The sequence below is a fragment of the Massilia cellulosiltytica genome (genome assembly GCF_047325105.1).
GTDB lineage: Bacteria > Pseudomonadota > Gammaproteobacteria > Burkholderiales > Burkholderiaceae_D > Telluria > Telluria orientalis.
Window position 1 is genome coordinate 6,902,728 of record NZ_CP168562.1, and the last position, 20,420, is coordinate 6,923,147.

The window sequence follows — 20,420 nt, forward strand, 5'->3', positions numbered from 1 at the left end:
CGAAGACGCGGCATTGTTGCGCACCAATGCAGTGCACGAAAAGTGTTGTGTTTTGGAACGTGGATAATGATTGTATGCATAATGAATGAATCTATTGTGAATGCAATCATTGGATGAGGCGTAGCGGATGGCGGACCGCCAAAAGAAAAGCCGGCGCAGGCCGGCTTGTGCGATCAGGCCGCTTTGGCCTTTTCGGCAGTCAGGCGTTCGTATTTCGCCTGGAGCTGTTCGCGCGTTTCGCGCCATTCGGGATTGAACGGAATGCAGGCGACCGGGCACACCTGCTGGCATTGCGGCTCATCGAAATGGCCGACGCATTCCGTGCATTTATGCGGATCGATCTGGTAGAACTCCGCGCCCATCGAGATCGCGTCATTCGGGCACTCGGGCTCGCACACGTCGCAATTGATGCAGTCGTCGGTAATCAGTAATGCCATGACTAAATATGACCTCAGGCTTTCGGTGCGGCCGCCATGTCGGCGATTTTCTTTTGCAGCCAGCGGTCGACCGAGGGGAACACGAATTTGGATACGTCGCCGCCCAGCATGGCGATCTCGCGCACGATGGTGCCGGAGATGAACTGGTACTGGTCGGACGGCGTCAGGAACAGGGTTTCGACGTCGGGCAACAGGTAGCGGTTCATGCCCGCCATCTGGAACTCGTATTCGAAGTCGGACACGGCGCGCAGGCCGCGCACGATCACCCGTGCATCGTGCTGGCGAACGAAATCCTTGAGCAGGCCGGAAAAACTTTCGACCTTCACGTTCGGATAATGGCCCAGCACTTCGTTGGCGATTTCCAGGCGCTCGGCGAGCGAGAAGAAGGGGCGCTTGTTCTTGCTGTCGGCGACCCCGACCACCAGGGTGTCGAACAGACCCGATGCGCGACGCACCAAATCCTCGTGGCCGCGCGTGAGCGGATCGAAAGTTCCTGGATAAACGGCTACAACCATTGCGGCTCCCTGGAGAATGCACCTGAATAGACGCGCATTATGCCTGAAATTTCGGCAGCCGCCCCGGGGTGGGGCCTCTTTTGCTTATTGTTTAAGCAGTTTTGCCCAGAAAAGCGGTGTTTTAACGCAACTTTAACAAGTGGTAGTGCACCATGCCGGCCTTGTCGGCGCGGACCAGTTGCCAGGGCTGCAGCCATTCGGGGACATCCTCGGCCGCCTCATCCGTCTCCGCGAACGGCAGGCGCTCGCCCGATTCGGCATACACGAGACCGCCTTCGTTCAGCAGTTGTGCGCAGAGCGGCAAGGCCTGCACCAGGAAATCCTGCTGGTAGGGCGGGTCAAGGAAGATCACGTCGAAGCGTTGGCCGCGCTGGATGAAGTCGCGCGCCACGACCAGGGCATCGGCACGCAGCACGCGCACGTTATCGGCTTTGAGCTTGTCCTTGATCAGTTCGAGCTGGCGCACGACGGGGCCGACGGTGTCGATCATCGTGACGGACCGCGCGCCGCGGCTGGCCGCCTCGAAACCGAGGGCGCCGCTGCCGGCGAACAGATCGAGGCAGTCGGCGCGGTCCCAGTCGCCCGTCATCTGGTGATTGATCCAGTTGAAGACGGTTTCGCGGACGCGGTCGGGCGTGGGACGCAAGCCAAATGCATCGAGGACGGGAAGCGGGGTGCGCTTCCAGGCGCCGCCGATGATGCGGACTTGCTGCGGCGGGCCCGGGCGGCGGGCGTAGGTAGGGGCGGACTTCTTTTTTTGCATGGCGCGGAATATAGCATCTTATTTCCCGGCCGCGAGAGCGTTAAAGTCGTTGATCCACCCTTGCATGCGTTTCTGCGCATGGGCTTTCTGGTCCGGCGTCGTCAGGCGGATCGCCGTCAGGATGAATTTCGACGTGTTGTCGACATAGGCGTCGAAGAATGCCTTGCGCTCCGGCGCCTCCATGCGGTCGAACAAGTCGCGCAGCAGGTCGTGGATCGCCGCCATCGTCTGTTCCTTGTTCAGCTTGTCGCGCTGAATACGCTGCAGCAGCACGATGATTTTTTTCTGGCGCAGTACGCGTTCCTGCAACCAGACCTCGTTGTCGAGCGGGCGTGCATCGGACGCCTTGCGGAGTGCCGCTTCCTGGTCGCGGCTGAAACTGCCGAACCACAATTCGAGCTGTTCCATCGCCTTTTTATAGCGGGCTTTATGCTGGTCCTCGACGCTGCCGCTCATGAATTTCTTGCGGAAGTCTTCGTTATTTTTCGCGAACTTCTTTTCCATCTGCGCGATCTGGTCCGGCTTGATCGACATCGCCAGGTCGGCCAGATCCGGCAGCGCTTTAAAGGCCAGCAATTCCGTCCGCGCCTTGACGTCGCGGTAGTCGGACAGCAATTCGTCCTGCGTGACATTGCCGTCGCCGAGCTGGCGCTGCATCTTGGTCAGCAGGCCGGCGTAATCGCGCAGCTGCGTCGTGCGGTGCCACTGGAACAGCTTGTCGATATCTTTCTTGACCCAGTCGGACTGGTCGCTGTCGAGATCGAGATACGCGTTCAACCACCAGTACAGCAGCGTGTCACCGTGGTTATAGGTGAAGCGGATGGCGCTGCACGCACTCAGCAGCGCCACGAAGGCGATCAGGAACAGCATGCGTACCCGCAGGAACACGGTAGGGGGCGTGTTAAACTTTTTCATCTTTTTTAACTCGTTTTGAGAACGGCCTATGAACGTAGTCATCCTCGCCGCCGGCATGGGAAAGCGCATGCAATCCGCACTGCCGAAAGTCTTGCATCCACTGGCCGGCAAGCCGCTATTGCAACATGTTATCGATACGGCGCGCAGCCTGAGCCCGAGTAAATTATGCGTGATTTACGGGCACGGCGGCGCAGCGGTGCCGAGTGCGGTTGAAGCCTGGTCCGCCCAGGGCGGCGTCGCGATCGATACGGCCCTGCAGGAACCGCAACTGGGCACCGGCCACGCCGTGATGCAGGCCCTGCCGCAGATCGACGAGAACGCGCCGACGCTCGTCCTGTACGGCGACGTGCCGCTGACGACGGCGGCCTCGCTGCGTCGCCTGGTCGACGCCGCCGGCGACGACAAGCTGGCGATCCTCACGGTCGAACAGGCGAACCCGTTCGGCCTGGGCCGCATCGTCCGCGAGAACGGCAACATCGTGCGCATCGTCGAAGAGAAGGACGCGAATGAAGCCGAGCGTGCCATCAAGGAAATCAACAGCGGCATCATGGTCATTCCGACCCGTCACCTGACGTCCTGGCTCGGCTCGCTGAAGAACAACAATGCACAGGGCGAATATTACCTGACCGACATCGTCGCCCAGGCCGTCGCGGCCGGCGTACCGGTCGTGTCGGCCCAGCCGTCGGCCGAATGGGAAGTGGCCGGCGTGAACAGCAAGGTGCAACTGGCCGAGCTCGAGCGCCGTCACCAGCTGAACATCGCCATCGCCCTCCTCGAAAAGGGCGTGACCCTGATGGATCCGGCGCGTATCGACGTGCGCGGCGAACTCGTCTGCGGACGCGACGTCACCATTGACGTCGGCTGCGTGTTCGAGGGCCGCGTGGTTATCGGCGACGGTGTGACGATCGGTGCCCACAGCGTGTTCGTGAACGCGACCGTCGCCGCGGGCGCCCAGATCAAGCCGTTCTGCCACCTGGAAGACGCCGTCGTGGGCGAAAAATCGATCATCGGTCCGTATGCGCGTTTGCGTCCGGGCACCGAGCTGGGCGAGGACGTCCATGTGGGCAATTTTGTGGAGATCAAGAACAGCAAGGTCGCCGCGCACAGCAAGGCGAACCACCTGGCTTATGTGGGCGATGCCGACGTCGGTTCGCGCGTGAACATCGGCGCGGGCGCGATCACATGCAATTACGATGGTGCCAATAAATTCCGCACGATCATCGAAGACGAAGCCTTCATCGGCAGCGACAGCCAGCTGGTGGCCCCGGTCACGGTCGGCAAGGGCGCGACGATCGGCGCCGGCACCACGCTGACCAAGAATGCGCCGGCCGGCAAGCTGACGATCTCGCGTCCGAAGCAATTGACGATCGAGAACTGGACGCGTCCGGTCAAGGTCAAGAAGTAAGCTTGTCCACCATATACGCACAGGCAATCCACGGCATAAACACAGGGTAATCACAGCCTGGTCCACTGCCTGTGCACAGGGATGTCAACTGCCCGTCCACAATATCATCCACAAAGTCATCCACAGGCCCGCCGCGTTATCCCGGCGGGCCTGATCGTTTCAGAAACCCAGTGAAATACGCCTGTGGCGGGAGATGGCGCTACTGGCTTGCCGATGCGCCAGGAATAAGCGCACAGAGTTATCCACAGGACGTCAGACGGCGATACGCGTTTCGAACTTGCTGCGGAATGTGGAGAAGTAGGCTTTGACGTTACGCACATTGCTGTGCGTGGTGAACAGGCGGTGCGCCAGGGCGTGATACGCCGGCATGTCGGCCACCTGCACGACGAGCACGAAATCCGGGCCGGGCGACACGCGGTAGCACTGCAGCACGGCAGCCTCGTCCGCCACCACCCGCTCGAACTCCGCCATGCGGTCGGCGGCCTGCACGTCCAGCGTGATCTCGACGATGGCGGAGAGACGCGCGCCGACCTTGTCCGGCGTGACGATCGCAACTTGCCGCTCGATAACACCGTTCTCCCTGAGCTGTTTGACACGGCGCAGGCAAGTCGGCGGCGAGATGTGTACCAATTCCGCCAATTCCGCATTGGTCTGCGAGGCATCAACCTGCAGGATGTTCAGGATGCGACGATCCAGATCGTCAAGGTTTGGACCCTCTTGTGCCATATAAGTAAAATCTTTCGAGAAAAATGAAAGGATATTTCATGTCGAATGTACCGTGAAATTATCTATCAAAATGAGATGTACTTAGAAAGCATATTTCGTTTCCTCTATTCTACAGTGCATGCATTCATCGATTTCGGAGGTTTCCCATGTGTGGCATCGTCGGCGCAGTCGCCCAACGCAACATCACCCCAGTGCTCATCGAAGGCCTGAAGCGTCTTGAATACCGCGGCTATGATTCCTGCGGCGTGGCGCTGCACGTGGACGGCCGCCTGGCGCGCTCGCGCAGCACGTCGCGCGTGGCCGATCTGGAAGCGCAAATCCAGGAAACCCACCTGCAAGGCTTCACGGGCATCGCCCACACCCGCTGGGCGACGCACGGCGCGCCGGCCACCAAGAACGCGCACCCGCACTTCTCGCCGAACAGCGACGACGCGCGCATCGCCCTCGTCCACAACGGCATTATCGAGAACCACGACGAACTGCGCGCCGAGCTGACCGGCCTGGGCTACGTGTTCCAGAGCCAGACCGACACCGAGGTCATCGCCCACCTGGTCGACCACATGTACAACGGCGACCTGTTCGACACCGTGCAGCAGGCCGTCAAGCGCCTGCACGGCGCCTACGCGATCGCCGTGTTCTGCCGCGAAGAGCCGCACCGCGTCGTGGCCGCCCGCCAGGGTTCGCCGCTGATCGTCGGCCTCGGCAAAGGCGAAAACTTCGTCGCTTCCGACGCGATGGCGCTGGCCGGCACCACCGACCAGATCATCTACCTGGAAGAAGGCGACGTCGTCGACCTGCAACTGGCCCGCTACTGGATCGTCGACATCGACGGCCGTCCGGCCGAGCGTGAAGTGAAAACCGTGCACGCGCACACCGGCGCCGCCGAGCTGGGCCCGTACCGCCACTACATGCAGAAGGAAATCTTCGAACAGCCGCGTGTCGTCGGCGACACGCTCGAAGGCGTGACCGGCATCATGCCGGAACTGTTCGGCGACCAGGCCTTCCGCGTGTTCAAGGAAATCGACCGGGTGCTGATCCTGGCCTGCGGCACCAGCTACTACGCGGGCCTGACGGCCAAGTACTGGATCGAGTCGGTGGCCAAGCTGCCGGTGAACGTCGAGATCGCCAGCGAATACCGCTACCGCGACAGCGTTCCGCACCCGAACACCCTCGTCGTGACGATCTCGCAGTCCGGCGAAACGGCCGACACGCTGGCCGCGCTGAAGCATGCGCGCAGCCTCGGCATGACGAACACGCTGACGATCTGCAACGTCTCCACGAGCGCCATGGTGCGCGAGTGCAAGCTGGCGTACATCACCCGCGCCGGCGTCGAAGTGGGCGTCGCGTCGACGAAGGCCTTCACGACCCAGCTGGCCGCGCTGTTCCTGCTGACCCTGACCCTGGCCCAGGTGAATGGCCGCCTGACCGACGAGCAGGAAGCGAACTACCTGAAGCAGATGCGCCACCTGCCGGTCGCGCTGTCGTCGGTGCTGGCGCTGGAGCCGCAGGTGATCGCGTGGGCCGAGGAATTCGCCCGCAAGGAAAACGCCCTGTTCCTGGGCCGCGGCATCCACTACCCGATCGCCCTGGAAGGCGCGCTGAAGCTGAAGGAAATCTCGTACATCCACGCCGAAGCCTACCCGGCCGGCGAACTGAAGCACGGCCCGCTGGCGCTGGTGACGGAAGAGATGCCGGTGGTGACGATCGCCCCGAACGACGCGCTGCTGGAAAAGCTGAAGTCGAACATGCAGGAAGTGCGCGCGCGCGGCGGCCAGCTGTACGTATTCGCCGACGTCGATACCCAGATCGTGTCGAGCGAAGGCCTGCACGTGATCCGTCTGCCGGAGCACTACGGCCTGCTGTCGCCGATCCTGCACGTGGCAGCACTGCAGCTGCTGGCGTATCACACGGCGCTGGCGCGTGGTACCGATGTCGACAAGCCGCGGAATCTGGCGAAGTCCGTTACCGTCGAATAAGCCGTACGGTGCGGCCGTATGGCCGCACGGCCGCACCGAGAGGCCATGGTCACAGCACCATCGGCCCGCCGATGTTCCCTTTGAATATCTCCATATTCAGCGAGAAATCGTCCACGGTGCCGGCGGTCCGGCCATCGACCAGCACGCTGATCGCCCGGCCGCCGGATACCCGCTTCATCTCCTCGCTCGACAGCGAGCGCACTCGCGAGCCGGCCGACGCCGTGCCGTCAAAGGCCAGGTCTTCGATAATCAATGTGTTCATGATGGTTCTCCTCGAATGGTTGGAAGTGGAACGGCGCGCATGTCACGCGCCCACCTTCTACCATGCAGGGAGCATGCCACCTGCCGCGTAACGGGCAGGCCGGCATGGACGGCGGTTTGTGTTGGTGCGGGACCAACACATCGCCTGAGACTGTTGGAAGATCAGTTTTTGCCGGACGATTTGGCCGCCACTTCACGATGCCGGGCTTCCGTCTCGGCCAAGCCGATGCGGGCCTGGACGAGCTGGGTCTGCATGCGGATGCGTTCCACCTCTTGCTGCATGGCAGGGAGTCCGGAGCCCTCTTGCGGTGCCCAGATCAAATCTCCGCCTTTGCCGCTGGCATTGCCACGCGTGCACACGCGGCCATTCAACGCGGCCCCTTCGGAAAACTTCTGGTCCTGGTAAAAACAGTAGGATGGGTCGGCGGCCTTGGCGGGTCCGACGAATACGGCCGCCAATGCGGCGGCCGTGATGAACATTGATTTCATTGCGTTCCTGTTCAGGTAACGCCGCGCCGGCTTGCACCGGCGCGGCACTTCAGGTTAGAACACGTAGGTGGCCTGCATGCGGAAGCTGCGGCCCGGATCGAACCAGGAACGGCCCATGTCGCCAGGGGTCTGCTGGTTGACCTGTTTCGTCACCGTACGGGTCAGGTTGCTGATGTTGAAGCTGCCCGAGAAGTGGTCGCTGAAGCGGTAGTTGATGCCCGCATCCCACTGGCCCACCGGCAGCTGCCACACCGGGATCCCGAAGCCCGCATCCTGCAGCGGGTTGCCCTTGTCGTCCACGTGCGCCGGATCGGCGCTGGTGCCGTTGGAGCCCTTGGCGCCATAGACACCGGTCGCCAGCAAGGTACGGTCACGCCAGGAATACGCCAGACGTGCCGACACCGGGCCGTGGTCGTACATGAAGGCCATGTTGAAGGCGCGCTTCGACATGTACGGCACCGGCAGATCCTTGTACGGGATGCCGTTGGTGTCGCAGCCATACAGCGCTGCAGATCCCTTCAGCTCGCCACCGGACGGGCAGAAATTCGACGGGTTCGGGTGGTACAGCTGCTGCTTGCCGTCGATATAGGTGAAGTTCGACGACACGCCGAAACCCTTCGCCCAGTCCGGCAGGTAGTCGCTCACGCCGGGCAGGTGGTCGAGGTAGGTCATGCCGGCCAGCTCGATACCGCGCACACGGGCCTTGGCCGCGTTGGCCGGGCCGGTGATCGTGAACTCCATATCGTTGCCGGCGAGATCCTTATACGTCCTCGTATAGGATTCGTTCATGATGATGTCCTTGACCTGCTTGTAGAAGAATGCAGCGGTCAGGGATTGGCCCGGGCGCGGATACCATTCCAGCGTCAAGTCGACATTGTTCGACTTGAGCGGCTTCAGCTTCACGTTACCATCGTTGGTGCCGGTGTACGCGATGGTGGTGATCTTCTTGCTGTCGTTGGGATCGTTGATCACGTTCTGCGACAGCGTGATGTACTCCTGCAGCTGATCGAAACCGGGACGGTAGATACCGCGCGACAGCGCCACGCGTGCCTGCAGCTTGTCCGTCAGGCTCGCCTTCAGGTTCAGGCTGGGGATCACGTCGACGTGGCTGGACTTGAGATCCATCGGATCGCTGATCTCGCCGAAGCGCGGGACGTTCGGATTGGTGGTCTCGCTATAACTCGGCTTGAACACCGTGTAACCATGGGCCACGGTGTTGGTCCGGACCACGCGTACGCCCGCGACGCCGTCCACCGGGTACTTCCAGTTGTCGAAGCCGAAGCGCAGGTTGCCGTACAGGGCCTGGGTGCCTTCGCTGTGCCGGCTGACGTACTGCGGTTCGGTGCTGAAGCCAGGCGGGCGCCAATCGGCGCCGGCCGTCGAGCAATCGCTCGTCGCGCCCGTCAGCCTGTTGTCGTCCTCGCAGTTATAGCGCAGCACGGTCAGCAGATTCCTGTACGCGGCCATGTCCCTGACCATCGACTGCGCGGGCACGATGAACGTCGGCGGTGCAGGCATCCTGCCGTTGAAGAAGTCAGGGAACGAGAAGGGTTGAACGTTGCCCAGCGCTGCGTATTTCGGGTCGCTGAAGTAACCGAAGTTCGGGCGCTGCCAGTCCCAGCTTTCGAGGTGCGGGATTTGCCCTGGAACGTCGGTTTCCTTCACGCCCCATTCTTCCTGGTAGGATTTCCAACCCGAACCGGCATTCTTGTCCTTGCGGGACTTCCGCTCCGTGATACGTACGCCGAAGCGGACGTCGCGCAGCACCGGATGGTCGAAGCTGTATTTGCCATCCAGTTTCCAAGCGTACAGATCCGCCTTGGCGCGGTTGTACTCAGGCTGCGAAATGCCCCAGAAGTAGTTGCGGGGATCGGCCATGAAGGCGACCGCCTTGTCGTTGAAATTGAATGCGGGCCGCGAACCGGAGACGTCCAGGCCTTCGCTCGGCAGGAACGTGCCAAGGTTGAGCATGCCGTAATTGCCGTTGTTGGTGGCGTGTACCCACTGCAGATCGTTCTGGAACGACCAGCTTTCATTGACGCGCCATTTGAAGTTCCACGCCAGCTCGCGCGTGCGGCCATGCACGTCGCGGAAGTTCTGGGTGGTGTTCATGGCGAGACCGCCGTCCACGAACTGGTTCGCGCCCCTGCCGCCGATCGGATAGCTGAGGACGCCCGACTGGAACACGCCGGCGCTGTTGAACTTGGCGTCGGTGTAGACGGTCTTGTACGGATTTTCAGGGTTGACACCCATCGAGACATTCGCGTTGACCTGATGGAAAGCGGAGTCGAAGTACGTCAAAGACGATTCCAGGTTGTCCTTCTTCCACTGCAACGCGCCATAAAAGCCCACGCGGCGGGTATCTTCGTTGTTGCTACCCCAGTTGCCACCGGCCGGCACCCACGCGGTCTGGCCTGGGATGAGATCGCTCCTCGGGTAGTAGACGTTCTGGTCGATCGTGTCGTAGCGGAACTTAGTGCGGTTGAATGACAAATCCACCAGCGCGCCGAATTCGCCCGCGCGGGTCTTCCACCGGTTCGAGTACAGACCCGAGAAGCCCGGCGATTTGGTCTTGCCCAGTTCGGCGTAATTGCCCGTGGTGGTCAGCGCGCCGTACTGGCCCGGGGCGTCGAACGGCAGGCGCGTGCGCAGGTTGATCTGGCCGCTGATGCCGCCTTCGATCAGGTCGGCGGACGGATTCTTGTAGACCTCCACGCCCGCCATCAGTTCCGGCGGCACGTCGCCCCAGCTCAGTTCGCGTCCAGGCCAGCCGGCCGAGAACGTTTCGCGGCCGTTCATCGTGGACGAACCCCAGGACAGGCCGCGCACCTGCACGCCCGAACCTTCCACGTTGAATTCCAGGCCGTTCGCGGCCAGGGAGGCGCCCTGGCGCGACTGGTTACGGTCCATCGTGACGCCCACCACGCGCTGCAGCACCTCGGTGATCGAGCGGTCCGGCAGCTTGCCGGCTTCGTCGGCGACGACCGCATCGACGATCTGGTCGGAATCGCGCTTGATCGCCGTCGCGGTCTCGAGCTGCTTGCGCTGGCCGGTCACCACGACGGTGGTGGTGGCGCCGTCGGTCGTCTGCGCCTGCGCGCTGCCGCACAGCATCGCGAACTGCGCCGCGGCCATCGCCAGCGCGGTCATCTTGATCGTTTTCCTGACGACCTTCGTCTCATCTTTTGTCATTATTGATGTCCTTTGTCTATGCCTTGGTTGCCACCGCCGTGCGGTGGCCATGAATGTCAGTCCAATGTCACTGGAAGTAGATCGGGCCGGTCAGCTTGAACTGGGTCTGGTACTTCGACGCCGCGTTTTTCACCTGCCCGTTCGGCTGCACCGCGGAGAACCGCATCTCGATGACCGGGTAGTTCTGCACTTCGTTCATGATGTCCAGCCCGCTCAGGCCACAGGTTTCGCTGATTGCGAACTGATCCTTGAGGCCGACGCTGTAGTTCGTGGCGGCGGCGGCGGTCGGCTGGACGGTGGCTTTCAGGGCGACGTTGCAAGCCTTGCCGTCCTTCTGGTTGAAGTGACCGAGGAAGAGTTCGACGTTGAACTTGTTGTTGGCCGCGCCGAACCACTCCGGATTTTGCGCAAGGTTGAAATGCAGCGCCGACTGGATCTCGAGCTGCAGGCCTTTGGGCGCGGCGCCCGGCGTGGTGAGAGCGGTTTCCTTGACGCCGGCCCGGTACGTGCCGTCCGGCGACAGGAGATCGGCGTCTGCGAGGCCGGCTGCGAAGAACTGGAACGACGCGCGGCTATACCACCATGCTTCCGGCGGCGCATCGGACGTTGCCGTGAAGGTGAAGCTGTCGCCGGAAGCAGCGCGATCGCAACTGTCGCACCACCATTGGTTACCGAAATGGCCAATGAGGCCTTCGTTGGTGTTGTCGGTGTCCTTGTAGCCGGTCAGGAAAGTCATCTTGGCCGGCAGTTCAGTACCGATCGGAATGTTTTTCTGCATGAACTGCGCCATCGCCACCGACATCGTATCTTTCCCCGTCACCAATGCCGGCAGATAGAAGTCATTACCCTCCTGCTCGGCGACGACGGTACACATCCCGTTGGCGAGCTTGGTCATCGTCGTCCCGCTGACCGAGCACACGTCGGGCGTCTTGCTCGTGAATTTCGCCGGCAGGCCCGAGGTGAAGGTGGCGGATAATTGCACCGGCTTCGTATCGAGCGGCTGCCAGCCCGGGTTCGGGAACTTGGCGATCATCTGCGGGTTCTTGGGAACGACGAAGATCTGGCGCTGCGAGACCGGCGCGTAGCCGTTGGCACCCGCCTGCGTGGCGGTCACCGAGCACTCGCCCAGTTTCAGCAGCGTCAGCTGATCGCCGCTGACGCTGCAAACGTCCGGCGTGTTCGACGTGAACGTCACGGCGCCGCCGGAACTCGCCGTCGCCTTCAGCGTGGCCGTTGCGGAATTGGGCGGCACGCCGATCAATGCCTGGCCCGAGAACGGAAGTTGAAAGTTAATGGTCTGCTCCGCTGCCCCGTCGGTGCCGCCGCCTCCGCCGCCTCCGCAGCCGCTCAGCAGTGCGATGCAGCCGAGTGCAATCGCAGAAACATGGAATTTCATCGCTTCTCTCCTCATGGTCGTCTTCCTTTTTGTCGTGTTAATGCGTTATTCATGTGTCCATGGCACCGTGCCGCGCGGAAACGCGTCGGGCAAATGCTTCCGAAGGGAGGCACTGGACGGGTAGTGGGACGGGAATGCCCGGGAGCGCGGGGCTCCAATCGTGCTTCAACCGTTATTGTTCTTTATATATAACGGACATTCTCATGATTTATGATGCCATTGGCAACGGCATGGCCACAATTACAATAACCTTTAAGACAGGACATGAAATTCACCAGCCGTTGGTTTTTTGCCGATTACACGCGGGGAAACACGCCCCGGCTGTGTTGTTGATTTGCAACGCTGAACGACTGCGAACCTAAGCTTTGCCGCGCGCTCTAACACCTGCCCCGGACATCGACCGGACGCAGGAGCGTGACCATGGCAGGCATCGTGCGCATCGACGACGAAGTGATCACGACGGATGACTTCATCCGTACGCTGAAGCTGAACGGACAGTTCGAAGGCCTGGTCGAGCAGATGGTGCGCGACCGCCTCGCGGCGCGCGCCGCGCGGCAGGCCGGCCTCGTGCTGGCGCCCGAACAGATCCAGGAGCGTGCCGATGCATTCCGCCGCGCGCTGGGCCTGCATCGCGCGGCCGACACCAACCACTATCTCGACGCGCTCGGCGTTTCGCTGGACGAGTTCGAGGCGTACATCACCGACGGCCTGTACCAGGAAAAGATGCTGGAGCAGGTGTGCAGCGAAGCGGCCGTCGCGCAGTACTTCAAGCTCAATTCGCCGCGCTTCGACAGCGTGGAGATCAGCCACGTCGTGCTCGATTCCGAAGGCGCGGCGCGGGAGATGTTGTCGGTGCTGCAGGAGGAGCCGGAGGCATTCGCCGAGATGGCGCGCGAACACGCCGTCGACGAGGGCACGCGCCAGCAGGGCGGCGTCATCGGCAAGGTGTTGCGCGGCTCGCTCAAGGGCGACATCGAGGCGCGCGTGTTCAATGCGCGTGAGGGCGAACTGCTCGGGCCGTTTCCATCGCCCGATGGCGCGTGCTGGGAAATCTTTTGTGTCAACGCGAAACACCCGGCCACGCTCGATGCCGACACGGCCGCCGAGGTACGCCGCCTGCTGCGCGAAGCGTGGCTGGTGGCGCGCGCGCAGGAGCACGTGATCGAAGCGTGTCCGACGCGCTGAGCCTGGCAGTCATCATGGAAACGCCGTCCAGAGCGCCGCCGTCCACGGATTTCCTGGCATCCGTGGAGATCCTGTCGCCGCTCGCGCGCGAGGCGCTGGAACAGCTGGCGGACGCGGTGCAAGTGCGCCATTACGCGTTCGGCGAGACGATCTGCAAGGCGGGCGACCCGGCCGAGGGGCTGTATGTGGTGAAATCCGGTGCCGTGCGCGTGTTCTCCGAAGAGCACGGCAAGGAACAGAGCATCGGCGTACGCAAGACCGGCGAGACGTTCGGCGACATCGCCATGCTGCGCGACGCCCACCATGAATTGTCGGCGCGCGCGTCGCTGAAGACGGAGTTGTGGCTGATCCCGCGCGCCGCGATCGAGCCCGTGCTGGCGCGCAATCCACGGGCGCTCGACTTCGTCACGAGCTATGTCGCGATCGGCTCCGCCGGCGGCCTCGTGGCGCGCCTGTTCGATTTGCGCGGCAAGGTCGGCAAGGAAGAACTGGAAGAGATGGTGCGCAGCGTGGGCGTCAAACGCGTCCCGGCCGGCAAGGAAATCCTCAGGCAGGACGGGCGCGACGACCGCCGCCTGTACGTGCTGCGCCAGGGTCAAGTAAAACTGGTCTACCACGACGGCGCCGACGAATTGACGCTGGCCACCCTGCAGGCGGGCGATACGTTCGGGGAGAAGGCGTGCCTGATGCGGCAGGAGCAGATGGCATCGGCCGTGGCGGTATCTCCCGCCACCCTGCTCGTCATTCCCGAAAAGACGGCACACATGATCCTCGAGCGCAACGCAGGCCTGCGCGAGGTGCTGGAAGACCGCATCCGCTTCGTCGAACGGGAGCTGGAGCGGCACAAGAAGCTGGCCGAGCGCCGCAAGCGGCCGCTGCGGCTGGACCTCGCCGAGCCCGAGTCCGGCGAGCGCGTGATCCGCCGTTTCGCCCTCGTGGAACAGGCGGAGGAAATGGATTGCGGCGCAGCCTGCCTGGCCATGCTGTGCCGCCACCACGGCGTGCAGATCACGCTCGGCAAGCTGCGCGAACTGGCCAACGTCACCACGCAGGGCGCGACCCTGGACAGCCTCGCGCGCGCGGGCGAGACGCTCGGCTTCTCGGCGCGCGGCGTGCAGTGCACGTTCGATGCGTTGCAGGGGTTCGAGCTGCCCTTCATCGTGCACTGGGAGGGCTACCACTACGTGATCGTGTACGGCATCTCGCCGCGCACCATCTGGGTCGCGGATCCGGCGGTGGGCTTCCGCAAGATGTCCGTCGAGGAGTTCGAGCGCGGCTGGAGCGGCACCTGCCTCGTCTTCACGCCCGGCCAGGACATGGCGGCGCAGGCCGCCCTGCGCTCGCCGTGGCTGCGCTTCGTCGGCTATCTGCGGCCGTATCGCAAGATATTGCTGCACCTGTTCCTGGCCACGTTCGTGATCCAGATGCTGGGCATCGTGCCGCCCCTGATCATCCAGAACATTCTCGATGGCGTGATCGTGCACCAGAACGTGAGCCTGCTGCATCTCCTGATTGCCGGGCTCGTCATTTCGAACGTGTTCTCGCAACTGATGGCGACCGTGCGCGCCTACCTCGCCAACTACATGGTGCGCAATCTCGACTTTTCGATGATGGCGGGGTTTTTCAAGCACACGATGTCGCTGCCGTTCTCGTTCTTTGCCAAGCGCAAGACGGGCGACATCGTCGCGCGCTTCCAGGAAAACCAGACGATCCGCGCCTTCCTCACCGAATCCACCGTCACGACGTTGCTGAACCTCCTGATGGTGTTCATCTATTTTTCCATCCTGTTCGTCTACAACGTCAAGCTGACCTTATTGTTGATCGCGTTCGTCGTCCCGATCATGGCGCTGACGATCCTGACGACGCCGCACATCAAGCAGTACGCGCGCGACGTCTTCAACGCCTCCACCGACGCGCACGCCTTCCTGATGGAGGCGCTGGGCGGCGTCGAGACGATCAAGGGCATGGGCAGCGAGCGTCCCGTGCGCCTGAAATGGGAAAAGAAGTACGTGAAGGCGCTCGACACGCAGTACCGCGCGCAGCAATTCAACATCCTCGTCGGCTTGGCAAGCCAGTTGCTCAATGCGGGCACGACGATCGCGATCCTGTGGGCCGGCGCCAGCCTCGTCCTCGACCACGAGCTGACGATCGGCCAGCTGATCGCCTTCAACGCCCTGATGGGCAGCGTGCTGGCGCCGTTGATGGGGCTGGTGGCGTTGTGGAGCCGGCTGGCGGACGCCGGTGTCGCCATGGAACGCCTCGGCGACGTGCTCGACATCGAACCGGAACAAAAGCCCAGCGAGGCGGCCAGCCGCGTCGTGCTGCCCGACCTGCGCGGCGACGTGAAACTCGAGAACGTGTACTTCCGCTATGGCGGCAACGACACGGCCTATGTGCTGGAAAACATCAATATCGACATCCGCCGCGGCGAGCTCGTCGCCATCGTCGGCCGCAGCGGTTCGGGCAAGACGACGCTGGCGAAACTGCTGGTCGGCTTTTATGCGCCCACCGATGGCAAGATTCTCGTCGACGGCTACGACATGAGCGCGATCGACAAGGATTATTACCGGGCGCAGGTCGGCTACGTCATGCAGAGCAATCTGCTGTTCTCCGGCACCATCGCGGAAAACATCGCGAGCGGCGACGAGAGCCCGGACCGGCGCCGCATCGAGCAGGTCGCGAAGATGGCCGACGCGCACGCCTTCATCAGCAAGATGCCGCTCGGGTACGAGCAGGTGGTGGGCGAGCGCGGCGTCGGGCTGTCCGGCGGCCAGGTGCAGCGTTTATGCATCGCCCGCGCGCTGTACCAGGACCCGCGCCTGCTCGTGTTCGACGAGGCGACGTCGGCACTCGACACGCAGTCCGAAAGTAACATCATCGCGAACATGCACGAGATCCTCGCGGGACGCACGGCCGTGATCATCGCGCACCGGCTCAGCACGATCATGCGGGCGGATAAAATCGTCGTGCTGTACGAGGGCGGCATCGTCGAACAGGGCCGGCATGACGAGCTGCTGGCGGGGCGCGGCATGTATTACGAGCTCGTGCATAAGCAACTGGCCGCAGCTTGATTATCATGAAACTGTTCAACCAGGACCTGCCGCAGGGTGCATCGTCGATGTCGTACGCTGGCTTGCTGGAGCGCCTGGAAATCCTGCGCTCGACCCTGCGCTGGGCCAGCAGCCTGGACCGGCCCGACATCGACAAGCTGCTGCGCCAGGCGAATGCCGTGCGCGACGAGGTCATGCAGTTGTCGCACAAGGAGCGTTTCATACAAGCCGTCGGCAGTCAGGCGGCGCCGGAGCCGATCCCGGGCGAGCGCCGCCAGGCCCTGCTCGCGCGCAGCTTCGTGTTCGAAGGCACGTTCGGTGACAACCCGCGCCTGCTGGACGCGCTCGAGATCGCCGAAAAGGCGGCCCCGACCGACCTGCCCGTCCTCGTCGACGGCGAAAGCGGTACGGGCAAGGAATTGATGGCCAAGGTGATCCACGCAAATGGCGCGCGTGCCGACAAGGCCTATATCTCCGTCAATTGCGGCGCGATTCCCGAGAGCCTGATCGAATCCGAGTTATTCGGCCACAAGCGCGGCGCCTTCACCGGCGCGGCGACGGACCGCAAGGGCAAGTTCGAAAGCGCACACAAGGGCACGATCTTCCTGGACGAAATCGGCGAGCTGCCGTTGCAGGGACAAGTGAAATTGCTGCGTGTGCTGCAGTCGCACGAGATCCAGCGCGTGGGCTCGGACGAGACGATCGCCGTCGACGCCCGCATCGTCGCCGCCACCAACAAGAATCTGCGCAAGCTGATTGAACTGGGCCAGTTCCGCGAAGACCTGTTTTATCGGCTCAGCGTGATCCACGTGACCCTGCCGCCGCTGCGCGAGCGCAAGGACGAGATCCCGCTGCTGCTGGCCTATTACGGCGACGAGGCGGCCGAAGCACTGAAGCGGCGGCCGGTGGCGCTGACGCCGGCCTTGCGCGCCTTCCTGCTCGACTACACCTACCCCGGCAACATCCGCGAATTGCGCAACCTGATGTACCGCCTGGCATGCCTGGCCGGAGACATGGCGGACATCGCGCACCTGCCCGAGGATATCCGCCCTGTTGCACCTGTGCGGATCGAAACGGCCGCACCGGATCCGCCGGCCTCGCTGGCCTAAGCCAAGCGTGCGGCCAGCGACGAAGCCGAGCGCGCGTGCCTGGAACGCGGCCTGAAGGACGTCGGCGGCACCGTGGCCGAACTGGCGCGGCGCTGGGACATGAACCGCTCCCATTTGCAGATCCTGTTGAAGAAGCACGGCCTGCATTCGAAGGATTTTCGCCGGCATTAGCAACGATTCACAAGGAGGGATTGAGGATGGTCTGGTCGGCCTCGACGTCGTCCGCGCGCACGACGATGACGGAGATGTTGTCGCGGCCACCGGCTTCCAGCGCGAGCCGGACGAGCGTATCGGCCGCCTGCGCGCAGCCGCCGCCGGTCAGCGCGCCGAACATGGCCTCCGGGCTGACCGCATTGCTCAGGCCATCGCTGCAGAGCAGGAAGATGTCGCCGTCGCTCACTTGCACCTGCACTTCGTCCAGCTCCAGGGCCGCGGTCGCACCGAGCGCCCGCGTGATCATGGTCGCGCCCGGGTAGGCCGATGCGTCGGCAGGAGACAGGTGGTTCCGCGTTTGCAGTTCCTCGAACTGGTTGTGATCGCGTGTGAGCTGGTGCAGGCTGCCGCCGCGGCAGAGATAAATGCGGCTGTCGCCGGCCCAGACGCAGACGGCGGTGCGGCCGGAGGCCAGCAGCAGGACGAGTGTCGTGCCGATGACGGGCACGTTGCGCGCGGCAGCCTCCGCCACGAGCAGGCCGTTCACTTCGAGCAGGCACACGCGCGCGGCGGCGACGGCCTGCTGCAGGGTGTCGTCCGGCGGCAGCGCGTCCAGCGCCTCCACCGTCATCCGGCTCGCGATTTCGCCGAACGCATGACCGCCCATGCCGTCGGCGACGGCCCATAATCGCCGCGCCGGACGGTCCAGCACGGCATCCTCGTTATTCGTGCGCACCAGTCCCGTGTCGGTGCGCGCCGCCGAGGTCCAGCGGAGTTGGAGCGCCTCGCCCATCAGACGTGTCCGTTGTTGATACTCCGTTCATCCACGCCGACGGTCACCACCGCGTTCGGCGCCGAATTGCTCACGCTGACCGTCTGGAACTGGTTGATCATCTGGTCCGCGTAATTGTTGATCTGGTAAAAATTGATGACAGCGGCCGTACGTAACTGCTCGGGCAGATAAGCCTGGATCCAGCCGAAGCACCACGCCGCGCCGTCGCCGCCGCGGACACGCGCCATCGCGCGCGCGTCGAGGGTGCGCTCGACGCGAAGGTCATCGATCCTGATATGCGCCATATGGGCCTCCTGTTTTGAAAGACAGCGGCTGTTCGTTTTGGTTCATCGATTTGGCGGGGATCTCGCCGGATCCCCGCCATCCGGCGTCAGATGACCGCGATGTTGTTCTGGCCGAACTGGCTCGTGTTGTTGTTCGCGGTCACGCCGTTGACGAAGGCCGATCCGTTCGCGGTCGCGTTGACGACGCTCTGGAACTGGGTCAGGTTCTGCGTCGCGTCCACTGTCGTACCGTAGGTCGGCGACGGCGACGGCAGCGGGTACCAGGACGTCTGGCTCATGTTGTAGCCACCGCGCACGGCGGCCATGGCGCCGTGGTCGAGTTCGGCGGTGACGGACAGGTCTTTGATGATCAGGGTTTTCATGATGTTCTCCTTAAAAAATTACAGCGGGACGACGGCATTGTTGGTAGCAAATTGCAGCGGGTTCAAGGTCACAGCGGGGGCCGTAAAGCCGTCGCCGATCACACTGTTGTTGAGGACGTTGACCTTGATGTCCTGGACCTGGGCGATGCGCTGGTCGAGGTTCAGGTTGACGTTCACGTTCGGCCCGAAGGCCTGGCCACCGCGGATCGCGGACATGGCATGCGTGTCCAGTGCGCGGGTGCGGATGAGGTTCTGGATGACGATCGACGACATGATGTTCTCCTTAGATGACCAGCAGGTTGTTCTGGCCGAACTGCGACGTGTTGTTATTCGCCGTCACGCCGCTCACGAAGGCCGAGCCGTCGGCCGTCTCGTTGAGGACGTTCTGGAACTGGGTCAGGTTCTGCGTCGCGTTGACGGTTTTCGCATACGACGGCATCGGGTACAGCGAGTACGACTGGCTGCTCGTGCCGTGGCCGCCGCGGATGGCGGTCATGTCGCTGTGGCTCAGTTCGCAGGTGGCGGCGAGGTCTTTGATGATCAGGGTTTTCATGTCGATTCTCCTTGCGTCGGTGATTTGGTTGGAAGAGCGTTTGATTTGCGCTCACCAGGGTATGAGCAGAATGCGTGCCAGGCCAAAAAGCCCGTAAAACCGGGCGTTCCTGCTGTTTGGGAGGCGAATGTGACGGGCACGGACCAACGTCGCGCCGCATCTGTTGGATCGATCCGAACACCGGACCTGCAGGCAAAAAAAAACCGCCCGGCTGGCTGGCCGGGCGGCATGTGATCGAACTAAATGGTTTATATGGTTTATCTGGATGGTGTACCGACTGCTTTCGCCCTGGTGCGGAAATCGACGATCCGCTGCGGTTGCGCCGGTTGCAGCACGCCCGCCTGGGAGCGCGCGCGTGAACCGCCCGAGATCGCCTGCATCGCCTTGCGGTCCAGGTCGGTGTTTTCGGACAAATCCTTGATGGTGATGGTTGCCATGTCGTTCTCCTGAATGAGGAATGCCGGCCCGGCCATCGCGAGATGACCGGGCCGGCATGAGTGACAGATTAAATTCGCGTTGGTTCCGCTCAGTGATACATTTAATGAGCAACCACCGCGTTGTTCTGGCCGAACTGGCTTGTATTGTTGTGTACGGTGACGCCGTCGATGAAGGCCGAGCCGTTGGCCGTCGCGTTCGTCACGTTCTGGAACTGCTGCAGGTTCTGGTCGACGTCGACGGTCGAGTTGTAGCTCGGGAAGTACACCGGCATCGGGGACAGCCCATGCGACGGTTGCTGCATCTTGCCGTGACCGCCACGCACATGCGCCATCGCGCCGCGGTCCAGTTCGCAGGTGAGTGCCAGGTCTTTGATCGACAGCGTGTTCATCGTGTTTCTCCTTGAGTGTATGAAGTCAGG

Annotated in this window: 20 protein-coding genes and 1 pseudogene; 5 read left to right on the forward strand and 16 right to left on the reverse strand. The window is 62.8% G+C overall.

Annotation, left to right across the window (positions count from 1 at the left end):
- Nucleotides 1-173: 173 nt before the first annotated feature.
- From ACEN9H_RS30350 to ACEN9H_RS30365, 4 genes are all read right to left on the reverse strand, one after another.
- Entirely contained in the window at nt 174-437 is a 264-nt protein-coding gene (locus ACEN9H_RS30350; RefSeq protein ID WP_413673136.1) for a YfhL family 4Fe-4S dicluster ferredoxin, read from the reverse strand.
- Nucleotides 438-451: 14 nt separating this feature from the next.
- Nucleotides 452-952 carry a pantetheine-phosphate adenylyltransferase gene (gene coaD, locus ACEN9H_RS30355; protein WP_036237176.1) on the reverse strand — a complete coding sequence of 167 codons (501 nt, stop codon included), beginning with the start codon at nt 950-952 and terminating at the stop codon, nt 452-454.
- A gap of 121 nt (nt 953-1,073) precedes the next feature.
- Entirely contained in the window at nt 1,074-1,715 is a 642-nt protein-coding gene (gene rsmD, locus ACEN9H_RS30360; RefSeq protein ID WP_413673137.1) for a 16S rRNA (guanine(966)-N(2))-methyltransferase RsmD, read from the reverse strand.
- 18 nt (nt 1,716-1,733) lie between these two features.
- Complete coding sequence (locus ACEN9H_RS30365; protein WP_413673138.1) at nt 1,734-2,630, reverse strand: DUF6279 family lipoprotein; 897 nt, start codon at nt 2,628-2,630, stop codon at nt 1,734-1,736.
- A gap of 28 nt (nt 2,631-2,658) precedes the next feature.
- Between ACEN9H_RS30365 and glmU the strand changes: the two genes are divergently transcribed.
- Entirely contained in the window at nt 2,659-4,035 is a 1,377-nt protein-coding gene (gene glmU / locus ACEN9H_RS30370) for a bifunctional UDP-N-acetylglucosamine diphosphorylase/glucosamine-1-phosphate N-acetyltransferase GlmU (RefSeq protein WP_413673139.1), read from the forward strand.
- A 252-nt stretch (nt 4,036-4,287) separates the two neighbouring features.
- Here the strand turns inward: glmU and ACEN9H_RS30375 are convergent, their stop codons facing one another.
- Nucleotides 4,288-4,761, reverse strand: coding sequence for an Lrp/AsnC family transcriptional regulator (locus ACEN9H_RS30375; RefSeq protein WP_413673140.1), 474 nt, complete (start codon nt 4,759-4,761; stop codon nt 4,288-4,290).
- 146 nt (nt 4,762-4,907) lie between these two features.
- Between ACEN9H_RS30375 and glmS the strand changes: the two genes are divergently transcribed.
- Nucleotides 4,908-6,737 (forward strand): glutamine--fructose-6-phosphate transaminase (isomerizing), encoded by a 1,830-nt coding sequence (glmS, locus tag ACEN9H_RS30380; RefSeq protein WP_413673141.1) that lies wholly within the window; start codon nt 4,908-4,910, stop codon nt 6,735-6,737.
- Between the two features lie 49 nt (nt 6,738-6,786).
- On the opposite strand, the gene ACEN9H_RS30385 is transcribed toward glmS, so the two are convergent.
- The 4 genes from ACEN9H_RS30385 to ACEN9H_RS30400 all read right to left on the reverse strand — a co-directional run bounded on the left by ACEN9H_RS30385 (nt 6,787) and on the right by ACEN9H_RS30400 (nt 12,090).
- Entirely contained in the window at nt 6,787-6,999 is a 213-nt protein-coding gene (locus ACEN9H_RS30385) for a hypothetical protein (RefSeq protein WP_413673142.1), read from the reverse strand.
- A 161-nt stretch (nt 7,000-7,160) separates the two neighbouring features.
- Nucleotides 7,161-7,478: a DUF1496 domain-containing protein gene (locus tag ACEN9H_RS30390; protein WP_413673143.1), complete on the reverse strand. Its 318-nt coding sequence runs from the start codon at nt 7,476-7,478 to the stop codon at nt 7,161-7,163.
- 63 nt (nt 7,479-7,541) lie between these two features.
- Nucleotides 7,542-10,679, reverse strand: coding sequence for a TonB-dependent receptor (locus ACEN9H_RS30395; RefSeq protein WP_413673144.1), 3,138 nt, complete (start codon nt 10,677-10,679; stop codon nt 7,542-7,544).
- A gap of 67 nt (nt 10,680-10,746) precedes the next feature.
- On the reverse strand, nt 10,747-12,090 hold the full coding sequence (locus tag ACEN9H_RS30400) for a hypothetical protein (protein ID WP_413673145.1): 1,344 nt from the start codon (nt 12,088-12,090) through the stop codon (nt 10,747-10,749).
- Between the two features lie 405 nt (nt 12,091-12,495).
- Here ACEN9H_RS30400 and ACEN9H_RS30405 point away from each other — a divergent pair, with 405 nt between their 5' ends.
- From ACEN9H_RS30405 to ACEN9H_RS30415, 3 genes and pseudogenes are all read left to right on the forward strand, one after another.
- Nucleotides 12,496-13,260: a peptidylprolyl isomerase gene (locus ACEN9H_RS30405; protein WP_413673146.1), complete on the forward strand. Its 765-nt coding sequence runs from the start codon at nt 12,496-12,498 to the stop codon at nt 13,258-13,260.
- A 14-nt stretch (nt 13,261-13,274) separates the two neighbouring features.
- On the forward strand, nt 13,275-16,331 hold the full coding sequence (locus tag ACEN9H_RS30410) for a peptidase domain-containing ABC transporter (protein ID WP_413675650.1): 3,057 nt from the start codon (nt 13,275-13,277) through the stop codon (nt 16,329-16,331).
- A 5-nt stretch (nt 16,332-16,336) separates the two neighbouring features.
- A pseudogene (locus ACEN9H_RS30415) lies at nt 16,337-17,590 on the forward strand (sigma-54 interaction domain-containing protein).
- A 7-nt stretch (nt 17,591-17,597) separates the two neighbouring features.
- On the opposite strand, the gene ACEN9H_RS30420 reads toward ACEN9H_RS30415, so the two are convergent.
- From ACEN9H_RS30420 to ACEN9H_RS30450, 7 genes are all read right to left on the reverse strand, one after another.
- A complete protein-coding gene (locus ACEN9H_RS30420) occupies nt 17,598-18,365 on the reverse strand; it encodes a PP2C family protein-serine/threonine phosphatase (protein WP_413673147.1) in 768 nt (255 codons plus the stop codon).
- On the reverse strand, nt 18,365-18,649 hold the full coding sequence (locus ACEN9H_RS30425) for a hypothetical protein (RefSeq protein WP_413673148.1): 285 nt from the start codon (nt 18,647-18,649) through the stop codon (nt 18,365-18,367). Before ACEN9H_RS30425 ends, ACEN9H_RS30420 begins: the two co-directional genes overlap by 1 nt.
- An 86-nt stretch (nt 18,650-18,735) precedes the next feature.
- Entirely contained in the window at nt 18,736-19,011 is a 276-nt protein-coding gene (locus ACEN9H_RS30430) for a hypothetical protein (protein ID WP_413673149.1), read from the reverse strand.
- An 18-nt stretch (nt 19,012-19,029) separates the two neighbouring features.
- Complete coding sequence (locus tag ACEN9H_RS30435; protein ID WP_413673150.1) at nt 19,030-19,284, reverse strand: hypothetical protein; 255 nt, start codon at nt 19,282-19,284, stop codon at nt 19,030-19,032.
- Between the two features lie 10 nt (nt 19,285-19,294).
- Nucleotides 19,295-19,564 carry a hypothetical protein gene (locus ACEN9H_RS30440; protein ID WP_413673151.1) on the reverse strand — a complete coding sequence of 90 codons (270 nt, stop codon included), beginning with the start codon at nt 19,562-19,564 and terminating at the stop codon, nt 19,295-19,297.
- Between the two features lie 257 nt (nt 19,565-19,821).
- Nucleotides 19,822-20,001 carry a hypothetical protein gene (locus tag ACEN9H_RS30445; RefSeq protein ID WP_371763069.1) on the reverse strand — a complete coding sequence of 60 codons (180 nt, stop codon included), beginning with the start codon at nt 19,999-20,001 and terminating at the stop codon, nt 19,822-19,824.
- A gap of 101 nt (nt 20,002-20,102) precedes the next feature.
- A complete protein-coding gene (locus ACEN9H_RS30450; protein WP_056133709.1) occupies nt 20,103-20,390 on the reverse strand; it encodes a hypothetical protein in 288 nt (95 codons plus the stop codon).
- Nucleotides 20,391-20,420 lie beyond the last annotated feature (30 nt).